This window comes from Pseudoalteromonas sp. S3776 (assembly GCF_005886915.1).
Taxonomy (GTDB): domain Bacteria; phylum Pseudomonadota; class Gammaproteobacteria; order Enterobacterales; family Alteromonadaceae; genus Pseudoalteromonas.
Genome location: NZ_PNCU01000038.1, coordinates 25951 through 41457, shown reverse-complemented (window position 1 = coordinate 41457; position 15507 = coordinate 25951). Strand labels below are relative to the sequence as shown.

Here is a 15507-nt window from a genome sequence, read left to right as displayed (position 1 = left end):
GCTTACAAAAAGCCTAAGTTAAGCGCCATACCCATTAGTATGGCGTCCTCATAACCATTTTTAGTCACATCATTGCTCGGGTAATAATTTTTACGTACCGACATTTGCGTAAAGCCAGCATGTTCGTAAAGCTTTATTGCACGCGCGTTTGATTCGCGCACTTCTAAAAACAAATTTTCAGCATTTTGCTGCTCGCCATATTCAATAAACTGGCTAAGTAACTGCCTTGCAATGCCTTTACCTTGCTTACTGGGCGCTACACATATATCCATAAGGGTAAAGTCAGGCCCTGCCTTTTCACCAATATAAAAACCTACTAGGGTGTTTTCATCGAACGCCGCTAAATTAAAGTAACGACCGCCCATGCAAGAGCTCATTGTTTTAAGAGACCAAGGATGAGAGTGACAAGCGGTTTCAATAGCCATTAATTGAGCTATGGCATTTTCGTTTACAGGCTTAAAGTTTATCAAGGTGTGTACTCATTAAAGCCCATAGAGCGCGCTTATCAGAAGCACTGAGCTGTGAAGATGGTAGTGTAAGCTTATCGTCGGTTAACTCTATACCAGCGCCTTTAAAAACATGATTAATTGTTAAAGGAGGTACGCTTAACCGTATATCACTTAATAACGGCTCACTCAGCGTTAAAGGTTCAGCGGCTGTGCTTTGCGAAACGTCTGAAGAAGAGTCATTATTTTTTGGGCGATAGTGCCGATTTAGTTCAAGGTTTTCTATACCAAAAATAGCTGCGTAACGTGGATGCATAACAACTCAGTAAATTAAACACGGGAACAATATATGAAGTAATAAAAACGATGTAAAGAAGAAATGGCAGGGGCGGAGAGATTCGAACTCCCAACCGTCGGTTTTGGAGACCGCTGTTCTACCAATTGGAACTACGCCCCTGCAATGTCGACGAATTATAGAGACCTTTTAGAAAAGGTAAAGTAAAAAATTAACTTTTTAGTTCAACTGCCTTTAAATTATACAAAACGCTGAATTAGCAAGCTAAATAGCGTTATAAAAACACTTTGCCAGCCCAGCAGAGCCTAGATGTTATGCTGTAAATACTCTCACCGGTAATAATTTGGTGCCGAGCATCACGTATTTCATCCGCCCTCATTATTTATGGCGCCTCCTCCCGCCCTAATGCAGCATTTAAGTGCATAAACAAATCAATAACATTAGCAGCATTTATGATACAGTTTAGCGCCTAGGGGATCCGCGCCTTACCACCTAATTGCATATTTCATCATGTATCTTACATACGCGGATCATTAACAATGCAAATATGGAGGAGCTTTACTATTAGCCGTTGCTAGTAGTCCACGCCGTGTTATATGAAGTTTAAATCAAAAAAATACAGTATCGATTCAACCGATTACCAAGTAGGGCAAGACAACGTTAGCAAATGGGGCATGGATATTCATACTAATGTATTTTCTGTTTCTATTGGTCTATCTCTACTTTTTATAATTACCCTGCTTGCCCTATCACCTAACGAAGCCAAAGAGGCAATTAACTCAATAAAAAATGCCGCACTAACTAATTTTGACTACGTATTTATGTGGGGTGCCAATATATTACTGCTGTTTGCAGTAGGTATTGCCGCTTCACCATTGGGTAAAATTCGCCTTGGCGGCGATAAAGCAACGACAGACTATTCAACCTTATCGTGGGTATCTATGCTCTTTGCTGCGGGTATGGGTATTGGCCTTATTTTTTGGGGCGTGGCAGAACCGACTGCGTTTTACACCGACTGGTTTGGCACCCCACTCAATGCAGAACCCTTTAGCACACAAGGCCGCGAAATGGCTTTAGGGGCTACAGTATTCCATTGGGGCCTGCACGCTTGGGCAATTTACGGTATGACCGCTTTATGTTTAGCCTATTATGTTTATAACAAAGGCTTACCGCTTTCTATGCGCTCTGTATTTTATCCACTTTTAGGAGACCGAGTTTGGGGCAGATTAGGTGATGTTATCGATGTAATGGCGGTATTAGTAACCCTTTTTGGTCTTGCGACCTCGTTAGGTTTAGGCGGAGCACAAGCTGCCAGTGGTATTAGCCACGTACTGGGCTTTGAAAGCTCCTTATTATTACAACAAGGCATTATTTTATTAATTATGAGCTTGGCTATCCTCTCTATTGTGCGTGGTATGAATGGTGGCGTAAAACTCCTAAGTAATATAAATATGGGCATCGCTTTCGTGTTTTTGGGGTTAGTGTTTATTTTAAACTTTACCACCGTACTTGATTCTGCCTACACGGCCGTACTCGGCTATATTAAAAATATCATTCCACTAAGCTACAGCACAGGCCGAGAAGATACGCAGTGGCTACATGGCTGGACCGTATTTTATTGGGCGTGGTGGGTTGCATACGCACCTTGCTTTGGTATGTTTGTAGCGCGTATTTCAAAAGGGCGTACCATACGTGAGTTTTTAGTGTACGTATTACTTATTCCTACTCTCGTAACTACCGCGTGGATGTCGGTTTTTGGTGGTGTAGCAATTGAGCAAATTATAAATAAAGTTGGGGTACTAGGGGCGAATCAAGGCATTACAGATGTAACGCTTAGTTTGTTTTATATGCTAGATGCTTATTCGTTTGGTACGCTGCTTTCGCTTTTAGCTGTGGCGTTAATAATTATCTTTTTTGTCACCACTCTCGACTCTGGCTCTATTGTAATAGATAGCCTTACATCAGGCGGCAAACTAGAAGTGCCTATAAAGCAAAAATTAGTATGGGCCGTTATTGCCAGTATTATTGCTATGTTAATGCTGTGGATTGGCGGTACCGACTCAATTCAAGCGTTGCAATACATTACTATTATCGCCGCCTTACCTTTTACGTTTATTTTACTGCTTGGCAGCCTGAGTTTAGTAAAAGGCATGCTGACTGAGTTACCCCCTAAAACTTAAAAGCTTAGCCTTAAAGTTAGTGCGTAAAAAAGCCCGTTTATTAAACGGGCTTTTTAATGTGCAATAATCAGCTCAGTAAATTAAGCTTACTTATTTGGTATTATTCCCACTCTATGGTGGCAGGTGGTTTACCAGAAATATCGTAAACAACGCGTGAAATACCATCAATTTCGTTAATGATACGGTTAGAAACCACACCTAAAAACTCATACGGTAAATGTGACCAACGTGCCGTCATAAAGTCAATAGTTTCAACACAACGTAGTGATACCACCCAGTCATATTTACGCGCATCACCCATAACCCCTACCGACTTAACAGGTAAGAATACAGTAAACGCTTGGCTTACTTTATGATAAAGCTCGGCTTTGTGTAGCTCTTCAATGAAAATAGCATCAGCACGGCGTAGTAAATCACAGTACTCTTTTTTAATTTCACCTAGTACACGTACACCTAAACCTGGTCCAGGGAATGGGTGGCGATAAAGCATGTCGTACGGTAAACCAAGTTCTAAGCCTATTTTACGTACTTCATCTTTAAATAATTCACGCAATGGTTCAACTAAGCCCATTTTCATGTCATCAGGTAAGCCGCCCACATTGTGGTGAGATTTAATTACGTGTGCTTTACCTGTAGCAGATGCTGCAGATTCAATGACGTCTGGGTAAATAGTACCCTGACCTAACCATTTTGCATTTTTAAGCTTTTTAGCTTGCTCATCAAATACATTGATAAACGTATGGCCTATGGCTTTGCGTTTTTCTTCTGGGTCTGACTTACCAGCTAGGTCAGCTAAAAATTGATCTTCAGCGTCTACTTTAACAATATTTAAGCCAAACTTATTGCCAAACATATCCATTACTTGCTGACCTTCGTTTAAACGAAGTAAACCATTATCAACAAATACACATGTTAGCTTATCGCCAATGGCACGGTGAATAAGCATAGCCACAACAGATGAATCGACACCGCCTGATAAGCCTAATATCACTTCGTCATCGCCAACGGTTTCTTTGATACGCTCAATGGCATCATCAATAATTTTGGCAGGTGTCCATAGTTTTTCACAGCCACAAATATCAATTGCAAAACGCTCTAATAAACGTTGTCCTTGATGTGTGTGCGTTACTTCTGGGTGAAATTGTACACCGTAAAAACGCTTTTCTTCATTAGACATAGCAGCATGCGGACACGTTGGTGTTTTAGCTGTGGTGCTAAAACTTGCCGGCACTTCCATTACTTTGTCGCCGTGGCTCATCCACACGTCTAAAACGCCGTTGCCGCCATCAGTAATATGATCTTCAATTGCATCAAATAATGCACAGTTACCCACTTTTTCTACCTGTGCATAACCAAACTCTTTTTTATCAGAGCTATGTACACTACCGCCAAGTTGAGCTGCCATGGTTTGCATGCCGTAACAAATGCCCAGTATTGGCACGCCAGCGTTAAACACATATTCAGGTGCACGCGGGCTGTTCTCTAGTGTGGTTGACTCAGGGCCACCAGATAAAATAATACCTTGTGGATTAAACTCGCGAATTTGCTCTTCGGTCACATCCCATGCCCACAGTTCACAATAAACACCAATTTCGCGGATACGACGCGCGATTAATTGAGTGTACTGCGAACCAAAATCTAAAATTAGAATTCGTGAATCGTGAATATCTTTGCTCATGAAGGATCTCGTAAAGTAGATGCTAGATTCCACTAATTTACTTAGTGGCTATAAAAGAGGGCTGGTAATTCCAGCCCCGTAATTTAAACGTGTTGTTTAACCTAAGCGGTAGTTAGGCGCTTCTTTAGTGATTTGCACATCGTGAACGTGCGACTCACCCATACCTGCAGATGTAACACGTACAAACTGAGGTTTTGTATTTAGCTCTTCAATGGTGGCACAACCCGTTAATCCCATTGCGCTACGAAGGCCACCCACTTGCTGATGAATAATCGTTGCAATTGGGCCTTTATAAGCGACGCGACCTTCAATACCTTCAGGTACTAATTTGTCAGCTTGGTTAGATTTTTGGAAGTAACGATCCGACGAACCTTCTTTTTGATCCATCGCACCTAACGAGCCCATACCACGGTACGATTTGTAGTAACGGCCTTGGTAAAGTTCAACTTCGCCTGGCGCTTCTTCAGTACCCGCAAGCATTGAGCCCACCATTACACACGATGCACCCGCAACCAATGCTTTAACAATATCGCCAGAAAAACGAATACCGCCATCAGCAATGACAGGAATGTCACGCCCTTGTAAGCCATCTACCGCATCAGAAATAGCCGTAATTTGTGGCACACCACAGCCTGTAACAATACGCGTAGTACAAATTGAACCTGGGCCAATACCTACTTTAACCGCATCAACACCGGCATCAGCAAGAGCAATAGCGCCTTCGGCAGTGGCAACGTTACCGGCAATAATTTGTAAATCTGGGTACGTTTCGCGAGTTTGAGAAACACGGTCAATAACCCCTTGCGAGTGGCCGTGTGACGTATCGATGAGTAAAACATCAACACCCGCCTCTACTAATGCAGCAATTCGCTCATCAGTACCTGCACCAACACCAACAGCAGCGCCCACACGTAAACGCCCTAGCTCGTCTTTACACGCATTGGGTTTGTCTTGCGCCTTTTGGTAATCTTTTACGGTGATCATGCCTTTTAGTTTAAACGCATCATCAACCACTAAGATTTTTTCAATGCGGTGTTCGTGCATTAAACCCAAAATTTCTTCGCGCGACGCGCCTTCTTTAACTGTTACTAGTTTGTCTTTTTTAGTCATAACGCTAGAAACAGGCTGTTCAAGCTTAGTTTCAAAACGCATGTCACGACCGGTAACAATGCCTAGTAGGTTATTTTCGCTATCAGTCACCGGGAAACCCGAGAACCCTTTTTCTTGCGAAAGAAGCGTCGCATCTGCGATGGTTAAATCGGCAGACACAGTAACAGGAAATGACACAATACCTGCTTCGTAGGTTTTAACTTTACGTACGTTTCTCGCTTGTTCTTCAATAGTCATGTTTTTATGGATAAAACCAAGACCACCTTCCTGCGCGAGGGCAATAGCTAAACGAGCTTCTGTAACAGTATCCATAGATGCTGAAATAAGCGGCAAGTTAAGTTTGATACCACGCGTTAAGCGAGTTGAAATATTTGCCGTGTGTGGCAAAACAGTAGAATGACCAGGTACTAAAAGTACGTCATCAAAGGTAAGAGCTTCTTTAGCGATTCTAAGCATTTTGGCAACTTCTCACATGTGGATCTAAGATAAGGAATTGCGGCCAAATTTTAACAGCGTTGCGCGCATTCGTAAATAATATTTCGCAAATATTTATGATAAACTTATCTCATAACTTACCTCATAATAGTTTTAGGTTGTTTTATATGTTTTCGAAGCCTTCGCAAACGGTATACACCGTGTCGCGCCTTAACAAAGAGATTCGTGCAGTTCTTGAGCAGGGCTTTGCATCGCTTGTTCTAACCGGCGAAATTTCCAACTTTATTACCCCTGCTTCTGGGCACTGGTACTTTTCGTTAAAAGATGAAAAAGCACAAATTAAAGCAGCTATGTGGCGCGGCAACAACCGCAGTCAAAGTTATCGCCCCGAAAACGGCGCTCAAGTAACGGTTAGAGCCCGAGTTTCACTTTACGAACCACGCGGCGATTATCAGCTTATTGTTGAACATATGGAACCTGCAGGTGAGGGCCAGCTTAAGCAAGAATTTGATGCATTAAAAATGCGCTTAGCCGCAGAGGGCTTGTTTAGTTCGGCCTATAAAAAACCACTGCCGCAGAATATAAACCGTGTAGGCGTTATAACCTCAGCAACGGGCGCTGCTATAAAAGATATATTAACCGTACTTAAACGCCGCGCTCCACAATTAGACGTCATTATTTACCCAGCCATGGTGCAAGGCAAAGAAGCCCATGTGCATTTAGTTAACCAAATACAGTTAGCCAATGCACGCAATGAGGTAGACGTACTTATTTTAGGGCGAGGCGGTGGCTCACTAGAAGATTTATGGTGCTTTAACCATGAACTGCTTGCCCGCGCTATTTACCAAAGTGAATTACCTATAGTGAGCGCAGTAGGCCACGAAATAGACACAACTATAAGCGACTACGTCGCTGATGTTCGTGCAGCAACGCCTTCTGCAGCGGCTGAACTTGTTAGCCCTAACACGCAAGAGCTACATAATAAGGTGGTTGAGCTCATTAACCGGTTAAATAATGCCTTTAAACACAATATGGCCGATAAACGCGCACTAGCAACACAGTTAGAGCATCGGCTTAATTTGTGTCATCCGCGCAATCAACTAAACCAAAAAGCGCAGCGATTAGATGAGCTAACTATAGCCTTACAACAAGGCATGCGTAATCGCCTATACCAACAAGAGCGCACGCTTAATAATTTGATCCCGCGTTTAATGCGTCAATCACCTGATAAAAAGTTATCGCAGGCCAGTCATCAGCTTATGCAGATACAAACCCGACTTGAGCAAGCAATGCAGCACAAGTTGCAACACGCGCAAAATAGCTTAGCGCTGCAAGCGAGTAGGCTCGACTCGGTAAGCCCACTTAATGTTTTAGCGCGCGGTTACAGCATCACCAAATCTCAACAAGGCAAAGTGGTTAAATCGGTTGCACACATTAAAAAAGGTGACGTGCTAATCACAGAGCTGGTCGATGGCGCTATAAAATCGACCGCGTTGTAAAGCCCTCTTGATTAAAGCTCTGTGGCCATAAATAAAGTGAGTTCGGTGTCGCTTGACGTTGAGGTTGTTCTTTTAAATTGCAACCAAAACTCTTGCTTCATTAACTTATCGTTTAGCTCTCGCCATTGGGTGTGATCAAACGAATCGTTATCAGTTGGTGCGGCAAGTTCAAATTTACATACTGTGGTTTTACACGCTGCGCTGACAATCTCAGGGATAGCACTTAAATCAGAGGTAAGTAAAAAATCTTGCAGTGCTGTTTCTGTTTGATAGGCCCACTCTTCGTTGCGTGTTTGCTCATCAAATTGCGTTTGCAAAACGGCTTGTGCATCAGAGGGGTCGCGCAATTGTTGCACCGCGTTTTTCATCAAGGTTTTTTGCGCTGCTAATTGCTGCTTAAGCTGAGCAACTTGCTCTTCTAGAGAAAGCTCATCAAGCGGTTGTGGGTCTGGGTTAGGCGGATTATCTTTTTGCACTAAAGCAGCGCTTTGCTCAGGGGCAGCTGGTACAACAGGTTTTGTTGTTGCATCACTACCTTTAGGCGGCTGAACAACAGGGGCTTGCTGCTTTGTATTTGCATGTTGTAACTTTGCGGGGCTTGCGTCACTTGAAACCAAATTAAAGTAGCTCCACGTTAAACCTACACCCGCAATAAATCCTATCCCTAGTGTTAATAAGCTATTTTTGTTCATTTTAATTCCTTTTAAAATTTTTTATTTGTACAGGTTAATATTACAGCATAGCGCTGGTGTGTGATTCGTTTTCAGGTTCTTGAGTGGATAAAAAGTTTTGATTCATACTTTGCGCCGGACAGGGGCAATCCGGTCTGCCAATAATTTTAGCTGGTACGCCTACCGCAGTGGTATGTGGCGGTACCGCGGTAAGTACCACAGAACCTGCGCCAATACGTGCGCCCTCGCCTACTTCAATATTACCCAGCACTTTAGCACCTGCGCCAATAAGCACACCGGCTCTAATTTTAGGATGGCGGTCGCCCTGCTCGTTACCCGTACCGCCAAGCGTGACCGATTGCAGTATTGATACGTTATCTTCAATCACTGCGGTTTCACCAATAACAATACCGGTGGCGTGGTCAAACATTATCCCTTTACCAACCTGACACGCAGGGTGAATATCAACCCCAAACACTTCTGAGGTACGGCTTTGAATAAAACGAGCAAGCTCTTTACGGTTTTGCTGCCACAAACAGTTAGCCAAGCGATGCGCCTGAATAGCATGAAACCCTTTTAAGTTTAAAATAACCGTAAGGTAGGTTTCAGCTGCTGGGTCTCTGTCTTTAACGGCTTTAATGTCTTCGGCAACATAGGTAAGCATGCGGTCGCATTTTACAAACGCTTGGTCGAACAACTCACGTATTGTAAAAGCCGAGACCACAGCATCTGCCAATTTATTAGCAACAATAAAGCTTAACGCTGAACCCAAACACTCATGATTTAAGATGCATGAATACACATGACTTGCTAAAAGTGGTTCGCGAGTTACGACTTCATTTGCTTCACTGCGAAGCTGTTGCCAAATTTCATGACGCATAATACTACACTGCCTTAAATTGATATAAAAAGAGCTTTTTCCCAAGTTTAACGGATTTAAAGCCTAAGGTGTTAACGCCTTAGTTATTTGTTCTGGTTATTAGGTATAACTAAGGGTAAAAAATTATACGAGTGCTAAATCACTCACACATAAAGCATCTTTTCCTTTATCTTTTGCTTTATAAAGTAAATCGTCTGCTTCTTTGATTAAATACGCCGCTGTAAAATCACTACTTGGTGTAATAGTAGTCAACCCTACACTAACAGTGAGGGTTCTGCTGGGCAATGAATGTTTATTTTCAATGTTTAACTGTTTTAGGTTTTCTAAAATATCGTTCAATACTAACAAAGCCTGATCTGAGTTTGTATTGCCATAAACTAATACAAATTCTTCACCACCAAAACGCGCGCATAAATCACTGGGCCGTTTAGTGTGTTCATTAAGTACTTTAGCCACCATTTTTAAACATGTATCGCCTTGTTGATGGCCATAGGTATCATTAAGTAATTTAAAATCATCAATATCAATTATAGCCAGTGAAAACGGCATACTTAAACGCTGACAACGATTCCACTCTTGCTCTAAAAAGGCATCAAAAAAGCCTCGGTTAGCAATATCTGTTAAGCCATCAATAGCGGCAAGTTTTTGTACTTGCTCTTCTGCTAGTTTTCGCTCGGTAATATTTTGATGACTAATAGCGTAATACGCATTATCTATATGGTTAAACGAGACCACACGCATCATAAACCAACGTTTTTCATCTTCGCTATGACACGGATATTCTAAATAGAAGTCGCCATTAGCACCTGAAATAACTGATTTAATACCGTTAAATGCTTTTAAACCGAAGCTGTCTCCTTTTTGCGCCGCTTTCTCACACTCAGTTAAGTAATTTTGTTGCTCCCACATATCACAGCAGGCACAGTCGTTTTGTTCGCCAAAGTTTTGCCAGCTTCGGTTAATATAAACTATGTCGCCGTTAGAATTAATAACCACGACTTGGTCGGGCGTGGTATCGAGTACCAACTTAAAAAACGCTTTATCGTCAATCACGAGCTTTCCATTTTAGCTTTGTTGTTAACTAGTATAATCAATAACAATTTTTTAACACAACATTGTTACTTTGCATCACGCTAATTGCTTAATTTATTAATGTGAAGTAATACACCGTATGACAGTTAAGTGATCTATAAAAATTCATAAAATTTACTTTTACATTAATAATCAAGTACTAATGAAGCATGACAGGGCTGCTGTCATGTGCCAAACTAGCTACTGACATACTACTGACGGCGTAAAAAATAAAAACAAACGCTAAATTAGCATCATCAACTCAACAAGGATAACGATGATGAAAAACGATATATTAAATACAAAACGACTTGGTTATAAATTCTACTTTCAAGATGGCGACAACCAAATTGCCTGTTTTGGTAGTTACTTTACTGGTAAAGAAGAAGTGTACATAAACGATGATTTATTCAGTAAAAAGCGCACTATTAATTGTGCGAGCACACATTCTTTTGATTTTGAGGGCTCACAGTATCAAGTAAAGTTTGACATGCTTAATATACTCACAGGGCGCCTAGAATGCACACTTTATAAAGATGCAAAAATCGTTGCAAAACAAGTTCAATCTAGTCTTTCGGACGACCCTAAAAAGGCGGCATTTTTTCTTGCTGGCTGCACATTAGGCGGAGCGGTGTTTGGCTATACAACGGCAACCATTGTTGAACTATTTGTAGGGAAGCTTTAACGTGCAATTAAATCCTACAACAATTAAATCGCTTAGAAGTAAGTTGAATTGGACACAGCAGCAGCTTGCAGATGCCTGCGACGTAAGCTTGCGGACCATTCAACGAGTAGAAAAACAAGGCGCCGCTTCTAAAGAAACCACTATGGCACTATGCGCGGTACTTGAAGTACGCCAAGGCGAGCTAATTAAACTTGATGAACCTATAAATGACAACGTTAAAAGTACACCAACTAAAAGCTTTTTAGCGGGCGTTGTTATTAGCTCCTTAATAAGCTTTGCTCTAGGCGCAGGTTCAGTGCTTTTAGCGACTAACTAATACCCTACGCTAATTAAATAAAAATGCCCCAGGCTATAAGCACTGGGGCATTTTTTATATATTGAATAAAGCGCTTAAATTACTGAAACACTTTTTCAACGGCCATTACTTCAATATTTTTAGCTGGGATTGCTAATTTGTAATCGGCAATGACTTTATCCTCAGCAACAAGTTCTGCTGGTTTTTCTGTGTTGTAAACCATTGGCGATGTTTGCTCTGACACTAAACGTTTTTTCATGTCTTCGCCGTCACCGGTAATAAACACATACTGCACGTTGTCTGTTTGCAGGTTATCTTTAATCACGCGATTAACATCAGCAAGTGTTAGCTTTTCAAGTTTATTTGTCACGTACTTTACAAACGACTCCGTATTATAAAATTCGCTATCAAGTGCATAGCCTAACTGGCGGTTTTGACTTGCGACAAGCTGCGGTACGTAGTTAATTAAAAAGTTACGTGTTGCTTCAAAGTCTTTTTCGGTTAAACCATTTTTAATGAGCTTATCCAGCTCAAACAATGCAGTACGCGTTGCAAAGTGTGCATCGTTATTAGAGCGCAGCGGGCGTAACCAGATTTGGAATATTTGCTCAGAGCGTCCTAAGTTTGCATCAGGTTTAGTTTGAAACATACCACGCGGGAAGTACTCAATGTAGGCGTAATCACCGTAGTTCATACCCCGTGTTTGACGAATTCGCTCATACAGGTATGAGTTAGAACTACGATGCTCACCAAAGTACGAACGCACAAGCCAAAGGGCGGTCCAATCTTCGCTGCTACGAATAGTATCAATTGGGAAACCAAACGATACCGCGGTAGATTGCGCTGACTTTTCTACAATTGTTGCATGATGTCCTTTAAGTTCTGGTGCATCAGGAATACTTAATCGGCTTTGCTCGCCTTTAGGTAGGGTTGCTAAATCACTCATAATATTTGCTTTAAGTGCTTTTGGCACAGCGCCAATTAAACCCAGTGTTAGTTTAGATTGGGTAAGCTCTGTGTTGTAAAATGCTTTTACATCATCAAGCGTTAGTGCTTCTAAATCCGAAATATCGCCGTAGTTGTAGCTTTCGTATGGGTGGCCTTTATAAAGCGTGCTGTAGAGTACTTCTTTACCAAGCTCTTCGTCGTTAGAGGCTTTTAAGCCCGATTTAATACCGTCGATCATTTCTTTTTTAAGGCGTTTAAAGTCATCGTCTCTAAAACCTGGGTTAAGCAGTTGCTCGCTTATAATTGCATACCATGTTTCAGCATTGTCTTTATGTATACGCCCTTGGAACGACAGCATTTCTTTATCTATTTGATAACCGAAACTACCCGCAAGCGGGTAAAGCGCTTTTTGTATCTCTTTGTAACTCGTACTTTGCGAGCCACCTTGAGCAAGCATAGCGGCTGTAAGCGCAGCAACCCCTTTTTTACCTTTAGGGTCTGCGGCAGCCCCTGTATTGAATAAAAAGTTTACATCAATCAGTGGCGAGCTATTGGTTTTATCAAGTACTTTAAATACTGGTGCTTCAGGGGCTTTATCAAGTTTTGCGACTAACGCGTTTAAGCTTGTTTCTTGCTCAAACCCAGGGGCTTTATCAAGTGCCGACATAGTTACGGTTGTACGCGTGTCATCTACAAAGTATTTATTAGCCACGGCTTTAATATCTTGTGCTGTGATGTTGTCGGCCGATTTATAAAGCTGGTTAATTACCTCTGGATCGCGCTCAAAATGCATGTATCTTGCAAGGGTTGACGCAATTGCTTGTGATGAATCTAAGCCGTTAATAAAGCTGTATTTAAGGTTTGATTTTAAATCATTTAGTTTTTGCTCATCAACAAGCACGGTACGTGCTTTTGCGTAAGTGCGATTAATAGCATCGCGTGCTTTTGCTAAATCATCTTCATTTTCTACTTTTACAAATACATGCAATAAACCAGGATCTTTTGTCTCTGGATTGTAGGTAAACATTTGACTCGCTATTTGTTTTTCAACAACCAATTCTTGGTATAAATCTGAGTTATTTGAAAAATAAAGTTGTGAGATTAAATCAAGCGCGGCTCTATCTTTTTTTGCAGGCTCCCAGGCCGCACCTTTGTAAGATACAAGCAACCAATGACCAGGCAGACCTTCGTTTTTCTCATGTACATATTTAGGCGCTTGTTGTGCAGGCTCGGCTTTTATATCAGCAACGTAATTGCCTTTTTTCCAGCCACCCCAATGTTTTTTCACCATAGCCATGGTGGCTTTAGGGTCTACATCGCCGACAATTACTAGCGATACATATTCTGGCTTATAAAACTTATCAAAAAATTCTTTACCGTACGCCATTTGATCTGGCATGGCTTCAATATCTTCAAAAAAGCCCATGGTGGTATGTTTATAGGTGTGTGTATCAAACGCTTCTTCGCGAACTGCGCTCAATAACTTACGAATTGGGCTGGCGTTATTTTTTAAATACTCCCCTTTAACCGTTAGCGCTTCGGTTCTAAATTGCTCTTCGGTGTAGGTTAAGTTTTGAAAAATATCGGCTTCAATTTCAAGTACTTTATCAAGGTGCTGCTTTGAAAAGTTTAAATGGTAGTTTGTGTAATCATTAGTGGTGTAAGCACGGTTATCTACCCCTGCATTTTTAAAAATGGCAGTGTATTCGTCTTGCGGGAATTTTTTAGAGCCTTTAAACATCATGTGCTCAAAAAAGTGAGCAAACCCGGTTTTACCTTCTTTTACTTCATTTCGTGAACCAACCGATACCGGAATTTGCAGCGACACGACATCGGGGTAATCGGTTTTAACAACCATTACACGTAAGCCGTTATCAAGCTCTTCGATTAAGTACTCTTGCGAAAATACACGCTCATCAGCGGCTGTTGTTTGCTGTTGCTGTGCTGCTTGGGTGTTTTCGCTTTGCTGTGTTGCGCAGCCTGTTAGTGCCAGCGATACCGCTAAGCTTGTTGCTAGTAATTTAAATTTCATTGTTGTCCCTTTTTAAATTGAGCAAATTTGTTATTAGATTTAATGCTAATTCATAGTTGATTATGCCCTAAAGGAAATGATTGTAAGAGCTTTGCGACGGTTTTAATGTAAACAACTGTGTCAATTCCCTATTTTAAAAACACTTAAGCATGAAAAATACTCAAGTTAATTGAAAAACTTTCACCAAATAAATCTATCTAGACGTCTAAATGGCTGCTATATTAAATTACATACATTGGACTAAGCTGGAATGAGGATTATGGCTTTATCACTACAAGAAAAAATAGAAGACACCAATCAAGGTGTTTATCTTATTGGTACTACCCCGCCTAAAATTGGTACTGATAAAGTGCAACTAAAAATCATTGCAGAAAAACTACTTGCTCGCTTACACGAAATTGAATACGACGGCGTAATAATTTACGACATTCAAGATGAAAGTAGCCGTACAGATAAAGCACGCCCATTCCCGTTTAAACAAACGGTTGATCCGCGTGAATACAGCCACTTACTACGTAATTTATCTGCTCCTGATGTTATTACTTACAAAAGTGTGGCACAGCGTGGTGTAGAAGAGTTTAAAGGCTGGTTGGATGAAACCAAAAGCGACTACGATTTAAAAAATGTGGTTTTAGTGGGTAGCCCTTCATCGGTGGGTGATATAAAACTAAGCTTGCCCAATGCCTATAAAACGCTTGCAGAGCAAAGTGATGACTTCTTTTTAGGGGGCGTTACCATAGCAGAGCGCCATGCAAGTAAGCGAAATGAGCACGAGCGCCTTATAGAAAAAACAGCACAAGGGTGTCAGTTTTTTATATCGCAAGCGGTTTACGACGCACAAGCAACGATAGAGCTAATCACTAGTTATGCGCGTACCTGTAAAGCGCAAGGTATTACACCAAAACGAATTATTTTAACGTTTACCCCGTGCGGTGGCGATAAAACCTTAGAGTTTATGAAATGGTTGGGTATCTCAGTGCCAGAGGCCACTAAATGGCGCATGCTTGATGCAGAGAACACCTTAAGTGAATCGGTACGTATTTGCCGAGAAAACCTCGACCTAATACTTAAAAGCTGTGCGCATCTTGATGTGCCACTGGGCTTAAATATTGAAAGCTTAACAAACCGTAAAGAAGAAATTGACGCATCAATAAACTTATACCGTTTATTAAAAGCCACGATGGAATTAAACTTAGCCGAAAAACAAATCGCTTAGAGCCTCATTCTCCCCGTTTATAGCAAGCCTAATGGCTTGCTTTTTGTTGCTATGTTTAAGTGTATT

General features: G+C 41.4%; 13 protein-coding genes and 1 tRNA gene. 5 read left to right on the top strand and 9 right to left on the bottom strand.

Going from position 1 to position 15507, the window contains the following annotated elements; all coding sequences use genetic code 11:
• Window positions 1-2: 2 nt before the first annotated feature.
• The 3 genes from rimI to CWC16_RS14400 form a co-directional block, all read right to left on the bottom strand.
• Entirely contained in the window at window positions 3-470 is a 468-nt protein-coding gene (rimI, locus tag CWC16_RS14410) for a ribosomal protein S18-alanine N-acetyltransferase (protein ID WP_138542020.1), read from the bottom strand.
• Window positions 457-762 carry a BRCT domain-containing protein gene (locus CWC16_RS14405; RefSeq protein ID WP_138542019.1) on the bottom strand — a complete coding sequence of 102 codons (306 nt, stop codon included), beginning with the start codon at window positions 760-762 and terminating at the stop codon, window positions 457-459. The genes rimI and CWC16_RS14405 overlap by 14 nt, the downstream gene beginning before the upstream one ends.
• A gap of 64 nt (window positions 763-826) precedes the next feature.
• A tRNA-Trp gene (locus CWC16_RS14400) sits at window positions 827-903 on the bottom strand.
• A gap of 434 nt (window positions 904-1337) precedes the next feature.
• Here CWC16_RS14400 and CWC16_RS14395 point away from each other — a divergent pair.
• Window positions 1338-2921 carry a BCCT family transporter gene (locus tag CWC16_RS14395; RefSeq protein ID WP_138542018.1) on the top strand — a complete coding sequence of 528 codons (1584 nt, stop codon included), beginning with the start codon at window positions 1338-1340 and terminating at the stop codon, window positions 2919-2921.
• 100 nt (window positions 2922-3021) lie between these two features.
• Here CWC16_RS14395 and guaA read toward each other — a convergent pair whose 3' ends face one another.
• Both guaA and guaB read right to left on the bottom strand, forming a co-directional pair.
• Window positions 3022-4599 carry a glutamine-hydrolyzing GMP synthase gene (guaA, locus tag CWC16_RS14390; protein WP_138542017.1) on the bottom strand — a complete coding sequence of 526 codons (1578 nt, stop codon included), beginning with the start codon at window positions 4597-4599 and terminating at the stop codon, window positions 3022-3024.
• A gap of 96 nt (window positions 4600-4695) precedes the next feature.
• A complete protein-coding gene (gene guaB / locus CWC16_RS14385; RefSeq protein ID WP_055015139.1) occupies window positions 4696-6165 on the bottom strand; it encodes an IMP dehydrogenase in 1470 nt (489 codons plus the stop codon).
• 146 nt (window positions 6166-6311) lie between these two features.
• Here guaB and xseA point away from each other — a divergent pair, with 146 nt between their 5' ends.
• Window positions 6312-7643, top strand: coding sequence for an exodeoxyribonuclease VII large subunit (gene xseA / locus CWC16_RS14380; RefSeq protein WP_138542016.1), 1332 nt, complete (start codon window positions 6312-6314; stop codon window positions 7641-7643).
• An 11-nt stretch (window positions 7644-7654) separates the two neighbouring features.
• Here the strand turns inward: xseA and CWC16_RS14375 are convergent, their stop codons facing one another.
• From CWC16_RS14375 to CWC16_RS14365, 3 genes are all read right to left on the bottom strand, one after another.
• The gene (locus CWC16_RS14375; protein WP_138542015.1) at window positions 7655-8335 is read right to left on the bottom strand and encodes a hypothetical protein; all 681 of its coding nucleotides are present in this window, start codon (window positions 8333-8335) and stop codon (window positions 7655-7657) included.
• Between the two features lie 40 nt (window positions 8336-8375).
• Complete coding sequence (gene cysE, locus CWC16_RS14370) at window positions 8376-9194, bottom strand: serine O-acetyltransferase (RefSeq protein ID WP_055015136.1); 819 nt, start codon at window positions 9192-9194, stop codon at window positions 8376-8378.
• Window positions 9195-9317: 123 nt separating this feature from the next.
• Window positions 9318-10247 (bottom strand): sensor domain-containing diguanylate cyclase, encoded by a 930-nt coding sequence (locus CWC16_RS14365; RefSeq protein ID WP_138542014.1) that lies wholly within the window; start codon window positions 10245-10247, stop codon window positions 9318-9320.
• A 295-nt stretch (window positions 10248-10542) separates the two neighbouring features.
• Between CWC16_RS14365 and CWC16_RS14360 the strand changes: the two genes are divergently transcribed.
• Window positions 10543-10950, top strand: coding sequence for a hypothetical protein (locus CWC16_RS14360; RefSeq protein WP_138542013.1), 408 nt, complete (start codon window positions 10543-10545; stop codon window positions 10948-10950).
• 1 nt (window position 10951) lies between these two features.
• Window positions 10952-11266, top strand: a complete 315-nt coding sequence (locus tag CWC16_RS14355) for a helix-turn-helix transcriptional regulator (RefSeq protein ID WP_138542012.1) — start codon at window positions 10952-10954, stop codon at window positions 11264-11266.
• A gap of 79 nt (window positions 11267-11345) precedes the next feature.
• Here CWC16_RS14355 and CWC16_RS14350 read toward each other — a convergent pair whose 3' ends face one another.
• Complete coding sequence (locus CWC16_RS14350) at window positions 11346-14225, bottom strand: M16 family metallopeptidase (protein ID WP_138542011.1); 2880 nt, start codon at window positions 14223-14225, stop codon at window positions 11346-11348.
• A gap of 259 nt (window positions 14226-14484) precedes the next feature.
• Between CWC16_RS14350 and CWC16_RS14345 the strand changes: the two genes are divergently transcribed.
• Window positions 14485-15441 carry a methylenetetrahydrofolate reductase gene (locus CWC16_RS14345; protein WP_138542010.1) on the top strand — a complete coding sequence of 319 codons (957 nt, stop codon included), beginning with the start codon at window positions 14485-14487 and terminating at the stop codon, window positions 15439-15441.
• Window positions 15442-15507 lie beyond the last annotated feature (66 nt).

Coding starts and splice junctions, on each gene's coding strand:
- guaA (WP_138542017.1), bottom strand. CDS start 4,599: ATGAGCAAAGATATTCACGATTCACGAATTCTAATTTTAGATTTTGGT.
- xseA (WP_138542016.1), top strand. CDS start 6,312: ATGTTTTCGAAGCCTTCGCAAACGGTATACACCGTGTCGCGCCTTAAC.
- CWC16_RS14375 (WP_138542015.1), bottom strand. CDS start 8,335: ATGAACAAAAATAGCTTATTAACACTAGGGATAGGATTTATTGCGGGT.
- cysE (WP_055015136.1), bottom strand. CDS start 9,194: ATGCGTCATGAAATTTGGCAACAGCTTCGCAGTGAAGCAAATGAAGTC.
- CWC16_RS14350 (WP_138542011.1), bottom strand. CDS start 14,225: ATGAAATTTAAATTACTAGCAACAAGCTTAGCGGTATCGCTGGCACTA.
- CWC16_RS14395 (WP_138542018.1), top strand. CDS start 1,338: ATGAAGTTTAAATCAAAAAAATACAGTATCGATTCAACCGATTACCAA.
- CWC16_RS14345 (WP_138542010.1), top strand. CDS start 14,485: ATGGCTTTATCACTACAAGAAAAAATAGAAGACACCAATCAAGGTGTT.
- CWC16_RS14360 (WP_138542013.1), top strand. CDS start 10,543: ATGATGAAAAACGATATATTAAATACAAAACGACTTGGTTATAAATTC.
- guaB (WP_055015139.1), bottom strand. CDS start 6,165: ATGCTTAGAATCGCTAAAGAAGCTCTTACCTTTGATGACGTACTTTTA.
- CWC16_RS14405 (WP_138542019.1), bottom strand. CDS start 762: ATGCATCCACGTTACGCAGCTATTTTTGGTATAGAAAACCTTGAACTA.